This window comes from Micromonospora sp. DSM 43699 (assembly GCF_055517075.1).
This window is the reverse complement of sequence record NZ_JBTMMT010000044.1, coordinates 50,832-58,054: the sequence shown is the minus strand read 5'-3', so window position 1 is coordinate 58,054 and position 7,223 is coordinate 50,832. Positions and strand designations below refer to the sequence as shown.

Here is a 7,223-nt window from a genome sequence, read left to right as displayed (position 1 = left end):
CGACAACCTCGCCGACTGGATCGCCACCCGCGGCTACACCTCCTGACCCCGAACACCGAACCGGGCCGACCCCCACCACGGGGCCGGCCCGGTTCGCCGGTTACAGGGTGTCCGGCAGGATGGACGGGTGGCGAAACCTGCATCCCGCCGGAACGGCGGCACCCAGCGGTCCTGCCCCTGCGGCACCGGCCTGCCGTACGCCGACTGCTGCGGGCCACTGCACCGGGGCGATGGTACGGCCGGCACGGCGGAGGCGCTGATGCGGTCGAGGTTCAGCGCCTTCGCCGTCGGCGACCCCGACTACCTGCTGCGCAGCTGGCACTCCCGCACCCGGCCGGCCCGGCTGCGACTCGACCCCGCCCAGCGTTGGACCCGACTGGAGATCGTCGACAGCACCCGGGGTGGCCTGCTGGACAGCACCGGAACGGTGGCGTTCCGCGCCCACTACCGGGACGCCGGGCAGCCCGGGACGGTGGACGAGCACAGCCGGTTCGTCCGGGAGGACGGCAACTGGGTCTACCTCGACGCGCTGCCGTCCTGACCCGACACCACCAGCGCACCGGCGACAAGCAGGTACGGCACGGCCGCCGCCGCGAACGCCGTGGCGTGCCCGCCGGTGGCGGCGACCAGCGCGTACCCGCCGTACGCGCCGATCATGGCCAGGTCGGTGCCCATCCCGGCGACCGACGTGACGGTGGCCCGCCCCGGCCCGGTGATCCGTGCCTGCAACCGGGCGTCGGCCAGCACGGTGGCGAGTTGCAGGGCGCAGAACGCGACGCCGAGCAGCACGAAACCACCTGGATGTCGGACGACGGCCCCGGCGACCAGGGCGACCGCGGCCACGACGAGCAGCGCGGCATAGCCGGGGGTGGTCAGTCGCTCCGCCGCCGGGGCGAGCAGACCGCCGACGGTCATCCCGACCCAGACCGGCAGGAGCAGCAGCGGCACCGTGGCCGCCGGGACGCCGATGTCGTGGGCCAGCAACGGGGTGTACTCGTCGAGGGCGCCCCAGACCGCCGTCACCGCCGGGACGAGCAGCACGGCCGACCGGACCCGCCGGTCGGCGCGCGCCTCGGCCAGGCCGGCGCGCAGGCTCCCCCACCAGCCCGGTTCGGCCTCCGCGCCGTCGACCGGCGGTAGGGCCAGCGGCTCGCCGAACGGTACGGCCGATGCGCCGGTTGGTGGCGGTGGTGCGGTGTCGTCGCGGCGGTGTTCCGGAAACCGGGTGGCCACGGCCGCGGCGAGCACCCCGGACAGCACGCTGGCCGCCCCGACCGCCAGGTAGCCACCGACGGCGAGGACCGGCCCGGCCAGGCCGATCGAGGCGAGCATGCCGAGCACCCCGGCCGTCCGGCCCCGACCCATGGTGCGGGCGTACCGGCCGGCCGCACCGAGCCGGTCGAGTTCGGTGTGGACCAATGCCTCCAGGGCACCGGAGCCGAGCGCGCCACCGGCCCCCCAGAGGACGAAGCCGAGCGCGAACGCCCACCACGAGGCGACCAGCACCCAGAGCGCGAAGCAGGCCCCGGCGAGCAGCGGCGCGAGGCAGAGCAGCAGCCGTCGGGAGACGCTGTCGGCCCAGGCCCCGGACGGCACCTCCAGCACGATGCCGGTCACCGACCAGACCACGAAGAGCGCGGAGATCTGCCCGACGGTGAGGCCGGTGGCGCCGAAGAGCAGGACGTACACCGGATAGATCAGCACGAAGTCGCTGAGGAACAGGTAGCAGTAGAGCGTGGTCGACAGCCGGCGGACGCGGGGGTCGGACACCCGCGTGGAGGTGAGGATCATCAGGGCCTTTCCACGGGACGGCACGGACGCGGGAGGTACGGCGTCCGTGGCGGCCCACGGTTTCGGCCTTCAGTGCCGGATCAACATCGCCAGGTCATCTGCCGATGCTAGCCCGGCCGGGGGCGGGGCGCGGCCCCGGCGGAACGCGTACGGCGGCGGGGCGGGACCTGGTCCGGTTCCGCCCCGCCGCCGTACGCCCGGTCAGCGCCGGGGCGGTTCGGGGTCCATCGGTGGAATGACCATGGTGGCCTCGCTGTCGGCGGTGGATCCGTCCACCGGCCCGGCCTGACGCGGCACCACAGCGGTCGGCGGGCTGTCGGACGCCCCGGTGGCGTCCCGGTCGGCGGGACGGGACACCACCTGGGTCTGCTCGGCCTCGTCGGCACGCGGCAGGACCTGGGTGCGCTCCGCCTCGTCGGGGCGGGACACCACCTGGGTGCGCTCGGCGTCGTCGTCCAGTGGGGCCGCCGGGGTGGGCGCGGCGGCGGCCGGCACCGGCGGGGTGGGGTCGGCCGCCGGTGCCGGGCTCAGCCGGGCCTCGACGTCGCGCCGGCCCGCCTGGTAGGCGCGGGCGTGGGTGGCGATGGTGCGGGACTCCTGCTCGGCCCGGGTCAGCCAGGACTCCCAGCGGGCCTGCATCGGGCGGATCAGACCGCCGCCGACCCCGACGACGAGGATGCCGCCGACGGTGGCGAGGACGGCGACGAGCACCGGCGTGGTGACCGCGGTGGCGACGCCGATCTGGTTGAGCGCGGCGATCACCCCGAGCCCGAGGATGAACACCGAGGCGATGTTGGCGAGCACCCGGCCGTAGGACAGGCCGCCGAGCGCGCTGCTGATGATGTCCTTGACCGCGTTGGCGATCGCGGCGGTGACGACCACGATGACGATCGCGACGAACGCCCGGGGCAGCCAGGCGATCACCCCGGCGATGAGGTCGGAGATCGGGTTGGGGCCCCAGATGCCGAAGGCGAGCTGGAGGGTCACCAGCAGCACGCCGTAGTAGGAGAGCTTGGCGACGATGTCGCTGGCGTCGTAGCGGGACCGGGCCAGGGCGGTCTTGATGCCGCCGCGCTCGACGGCCCGGTCGAAGTGCACCCGTTCCAGCACCTTGTCGACGATCTTGCGAACGGCCTTGGCGATCAGCCAGCCCGCCACCAGGATCGCCACGAAGGCGACCGCCTTGGGCAGGAAGAGCAGTACCGCCCGGAGGGCGTCGCCCGCCGCATCGCCGAAGTTGTCTGTCATCCGTGGTCCTCCACCGTCAGCTCGGTCGACCCCCGAAGCTACCCTCGGCCGGGACGCCGGAAACCAGGGCCGGTCAGCCCGACGTACAGGTCGGCAGCAGCGACACCACGACCGGGCCGGCGGGCGCCGAGGCGTTTCCGGCGTCGTCGACGGCGATCACCTCGACCGGGATCCTAGTCACCGCCTGAGGCACCGGCAGGTCACCGAGGGTGCCCCGGAAGGCCTCCGGGCCGATCTGGTCCATGGTGACGGTACGGGTGGCCCCGTCGAGGGTGTAACGGAAAACCACCCGGAGCAGGTCGCCGCCGGCCCGGTCGTCGACCACCGTGGCGGTGACAGTGGTCGACGTGACGCCGGCCGGGCAGCCCTTCGGCTCCACGGTGGCCGCGCTGGTGTCCAGGGCCGACACCGTCGGCGCGAACACGTCGGAGGGCAGCAGCGGGCTGATCGCCGTCGTCGGTGGCGTCGGGCCCGGGGTGCGTACCCGGGTGGTGGTCGCGGCGGCGGACCGGGGCGCGGCGGCGGTGGGCCGCGGGCCGGTGGTGGTCGCCGCCGGCGTGGGACTGCGGCTCGGCTCCGGTGGCACGACGGTGATCGCCGGCGCGGCGGCGAGCGGGGCCGGGCTGCGGGTGGCAGCGGCGGTCGCCCCCGGCACGGCGGCACCGTCGGCGAGGGTGAGCGGCCCGGGTCGGCGGGCGGCGTAGGTCACCCCGACGACGCCGGTCAGCAGGACCGCGGTCAGGCCCACCCCGACCAGGGCGCTGCGGGTGCCGCCGCGCCGGAAGGCGGCGCGGGGTTCGGCCGCGACGGCGACGGTGGCGGGAACGGGGACGCCGTCGGGGAAGGGGAGGTACGCGGTGAGCAGCGCGACCCGCTGGGCCAGTTGGTGCCGGCCCCGCTGCTCCCAGTCGCCGCCGTACGAGCGGGCGGCGGTGTGTTCCAGTTCGGCGAGAAAGATCTCGGCGGGCTGTGGCCGGTCGGCCGGGCACCAGGCCAACCCGTGGCGGAGCAGGTCGTGCACCGGTGCGGGGGTCGGGTCGGTCGGGACCGGTGCGGTGGCGTGCTGCGCGCGCAGGGTGGCCGCGTCCTGCCCGTCGTAGGGGGGTCGACCGGTCAGGCACTCGAAGAAGGTCGCGGTGGCGGCGTAGATGTCGCCGGCCGGTTCGGCGGGGGCGCCCGTCCACTGCTCCGGGGCCAGGTGGCGACGGGTGCCGGCGGCCGGCGGGGTGATGCCGAAGTCGGTGAGCTTGGTCCACCCGTCAACGCCGACGAGGACGTTCTCCGGCCGGTGGTCGCGGTGCACGACGCCCCGGGCGTGCGCGGCGGCGAGCCCGGCGAGCGAGCCCTTGAGGACGCAGAGCGCGGCCTCCGGTCCGACGGGCCCGTGCGCGCGCAGCAGGTGACGCAGGGTCGGCCCGTTGACCAGTTCCAGCACGACCGCCGCGCCGGAGCGCGACTCGGCGTACTCGTAGAGCCGGCAGACGTGCGGATCGTCCACCTCGACGAGCAGCCGCGCCTGCTCCCGGAAGGCCATCCGGAAGGCGGCGTCGTCGGCGAGGGTGCCGGGCAGGTAGCGGATGGCGACCGGGGTGCCGGTGGCGTCGTGGGTGGCGAGCAGCACCTCGCCGGACGCGCCCACGCCGAGTTGACGCACCGGGGTGTAGCCGGACAGCCGCCAGTCGCCGGTCACCCGCCGGCCCTTCCGGTCCACCGGGACTGGTCACAGGTCACACTGCTCATTCTTACCCGGTGCGAGCTGCGGTCCATCGGCGCAATGGTTGTTTCCTCGCGTCCGGACGTCCGCCCCCGGAGATTAGTTCCGGTCACCGGGTGTCGTCGGGAGGGGCGGGCAGGGGCGGGCAGAGGCCGTAACGTGGTGACCCCGCCACAGCCGGCCCCGGGAGGACACCGATGGACGAGCGGTACCCGCCGATCGAGCCGTACGACCACGGCATGCTCGACGTCGGCGACGGCAACCGGGTCTACTGGGAGGTGTCCGGCAACCCGGCCGGGCGGCCCGCGCTGTTCGTCCACGGTGGACCGGGTTCGGGCAGCGGCCCGTGGGCCAGGCGGTCCTTCGACCCGGCCCGTTACCGGGTGGTCCTCTTCGACCAGCGCAACTGTGGGCGCAGCACCCCGCATGCCAGCGACCCGGCGACCGACCTGCGCCACAACACCACCGCCCACCTGATCGCCGACATGGAGCGGCTCCGCGAACACCTCGGCGTCGACAGCTGGTTGCTCTACGGCGTCTCGTGGGGCTCGACGCTGCTGCTGGCGTACGCGCAGCGGCACCCGGCGCGGGTGTCCGGGATCGTCATCGCCGCCGTCACCACCACCCGCCGGTCGGAGATCGACTGGCTCTACCGGGGCGTCGGCAGGTACTTCCCCCGCGAGTGGGAACGGTTCCTCGCCGGTGGCGGCGTCGGCCCGGACGACGACGTGGTGGGCGCGTACGCCCGGCTGGTGGAGGACCCGGACCCGGCGGTACGGGAGCGCGCCGTGCTGGACTGGTGCGCCTGGGAGGACGCCGCGGTCTCCGCCGAGGGGGTGGGCACCCCGTACGGTGACCGGCCGTCGGCGGACCGGACCGCCATGGTCCGGATCTGCGCCCGCTACTTCTCGCACGGGGCGTGGCTGGCCGAGGGCGAGCTGATCCGGCACGCGGGTCGGCTGGCCGGGACACCGGGCGTGCTGATCCACGGCCGGGTCGACCTGGGCAGCCCGCCGGTCACCGCCTGGGAGCTGCACCGGGCCTGGCCGGGTTCACAGTTGCACCTGGTCGAGGAGGCGGGCCACTTCGGCACGGCGGCGACCCGGCGGCACGTACTGGCCGCCCTCGACCACTTCGCCGCCGCCGGCTGAACAGCCGGCCGCTGTGCGACAGGCAGTGCGGCAACGATCGATGCCGCCCCCTAGCGCCGACCACCGTGGTGGCAATATCCTCCATCTCAAGCGCAACCGTTGGAGCTAGTTTTCACATCTGTCGGCAGTGCCGCTGCCGGTCGCCGAGGAGCCCGACATGCCCGACGCACGCCCCGCCCTCGACCGTCGTACCCTGCTGCGGGCCGGCCTCGGCGCGGCCACCGTCGCGGTCGTCGGGTCCGACCTGGCCCTGCCGGCCGCCGCCCGGGCAGCCCCCGGCCCGGATCTGGACTGGATCATCGGCTGCGACGAGTGGGACGCCCGACCGCCGGCCGACCCGCTGTCGGTCAGCACGATCCCGACCAACAAGATCATCGTGCACCACATGGCCTTCCCGAACGTCACCGACCACTCCCGGGAACAGGCGGTCAAACTGGCCCACGACTGCCAGGACCTACACATGGACGGCAACGGGTGGTCCGACACCGGTCAGCACTTCACCGTCAGCCGGGGCGGGTACGTGCTGGAAGGACGGCACGGCAGCCTGGACCGCCTGCGGGCCGGCGACCGGCAGATGGTCTCGGCGCACTGCCCCGGCGAGAACGGCCGGGCCATCGGCATCGAGAACGAGGGCACCTACGTCACCGACACCCCGCCGCAGGACCTGCTCGACTCGCTGGTCAGGCTCTGCACCACCATCTGCCGGCAGTACGGGCTGCACGCCCACGACATCTTCGGCCACTGGGACTTCCGCACCACCCTCTGCCCCGGCGCGCAGTTCTACCGGCTCTTCCCCGGCGTACGTCGGGAGGTCTTCCGCAAGCTCGGCACCCGACCGGCCGACGTGCCGGCCCGCCGCTGGCCGGACCTGTGGCGCTTCGTCAGCTCCCCCGCCGTCCAGGTCGCCCAGTACCTGCTGGCCTACCGGGGCTACCCGGTCACCCCGAACAGCACCTTCGACGCCGCCACCATCGCCGCGATCGCCGACTGGCAGGCCCGCAACGGCATCCCGGTCGACGTCGACGCCACCCTGACCGCCCCCACCTGGGAGACCCTGGCCCCGGAACTGGACCGGCACGCCACCGGCCTGCCGGTGCAGGCGGTGCAGTTCATCCTGAACTGGAAGGGCTACGCCGAGGTCACCGTCACCGGCGGATACGACCACGCCACCCGCCGGGCCGTCCAGGACATCCAGGCGTTGCACGGCCTGCCCCGCACCGGCACGGTCACCACCGGCACCTGGTGCGCCCTGGTCGGCGGGGTCGTCCGGCAGTCGTTCCGCCACCACTGATCCGCGCGCCACACGGGCGGCCCGTTTG

General features: G+C 74.2%; 5 protein-coding genes and 1 pseudogene. 3 read left to right on the top strand and 3 right to left on the bottom strand.

The window, feature by feature from the left end:
• Positions 1-127 precede the first annotated feature (127 nt).
• A complete protein-coding gene (locus tag AC0AIB_RS20790) occupies positions 128-541 on the top strand; it encodes a YchJ family protein (RefSeq protein ID WP_328347176.1) in 414 nt (137 codons plus the stop codon).
• Here AC0AIB_RS20790 and AC0AIB_RS20785 read toward each other — a convergent pair.
• From AC0AIB_RS20785 to AC0AIB_RS20775, 3 genes and pseudogenes are all read right to left on the bottom strand, one after another.
• Complete coding sequence (locus AC0AIB_RS20785; protein ID WP_465097301.1) at positions 517-1,791, bottom strand: MFS transporter; 1,275 nt, start codon at positions 1,789-1,791, stop codon at positions 517-519. The two genes, AC0AIB_RS20790 and AC0AIB_RS20785, sit on opposite strands and share 25 nt — an antisense overlap.
• Positions 1,792-2,328: 537 nt before the next feature.
• Positions 2,329-3,039, bottom strand: a pseudogene (locus AC0AIB_RS20780) (membrane protein); the annotation flags it as partial.
• A 73-nt stretch (positions 3,040-3,112) separates the two neighbouring features.
• Positions 3,113-4,750: a serine/threonine-protein kinase gene (locus AC0AIB_RS20775; RefSeq protein ID WP_465097300.1), complete on the bottom strand. Its 1,638-nt coding sequence runs from the start codon at positions 4,748-4,750 to the stop codon at positions 3,113-3,115.
• Positions 4,751-4,950: 200 nt separating this feature from the next.
• Here AC0AIB_RS20775 and pip point away from each other — a divergent pair, with 200 nt between their 5' ends.
• Both pip and AC0AIB_RS20765 read left to right on the top strand, forming a co-directional pair.
• The gene (gene pip / locus AC0AIB_RS20770; RefSeq protein WP_465097299.1) at positions 4,951-5,904 is read left to right on the top strand and encodes a prolyl aminopeptidase; all 954 of its coding nucleotides are present in this window, start codon (positions 4,951-4,953) and stop codon (positions 5,902-5,904) included.
• Positions 5,905-6,061: 157 nt separating this feature from the next.
• The gene (locus AC0AIB_RS20765; protein WP_328347184.1) at positions 6,062-7,195 is read left to right on the top strand and encodes a peptidoglycan recognition protein family protein; all 1,134 of its coding nucleotides are present in this window, start codon (positions 6,062-6,064) and stop codon (positions 7,193-7,195) included.
• The last annotated feature ends 28 nt before the right edge of the window (positions 7,196-7,223 follow it).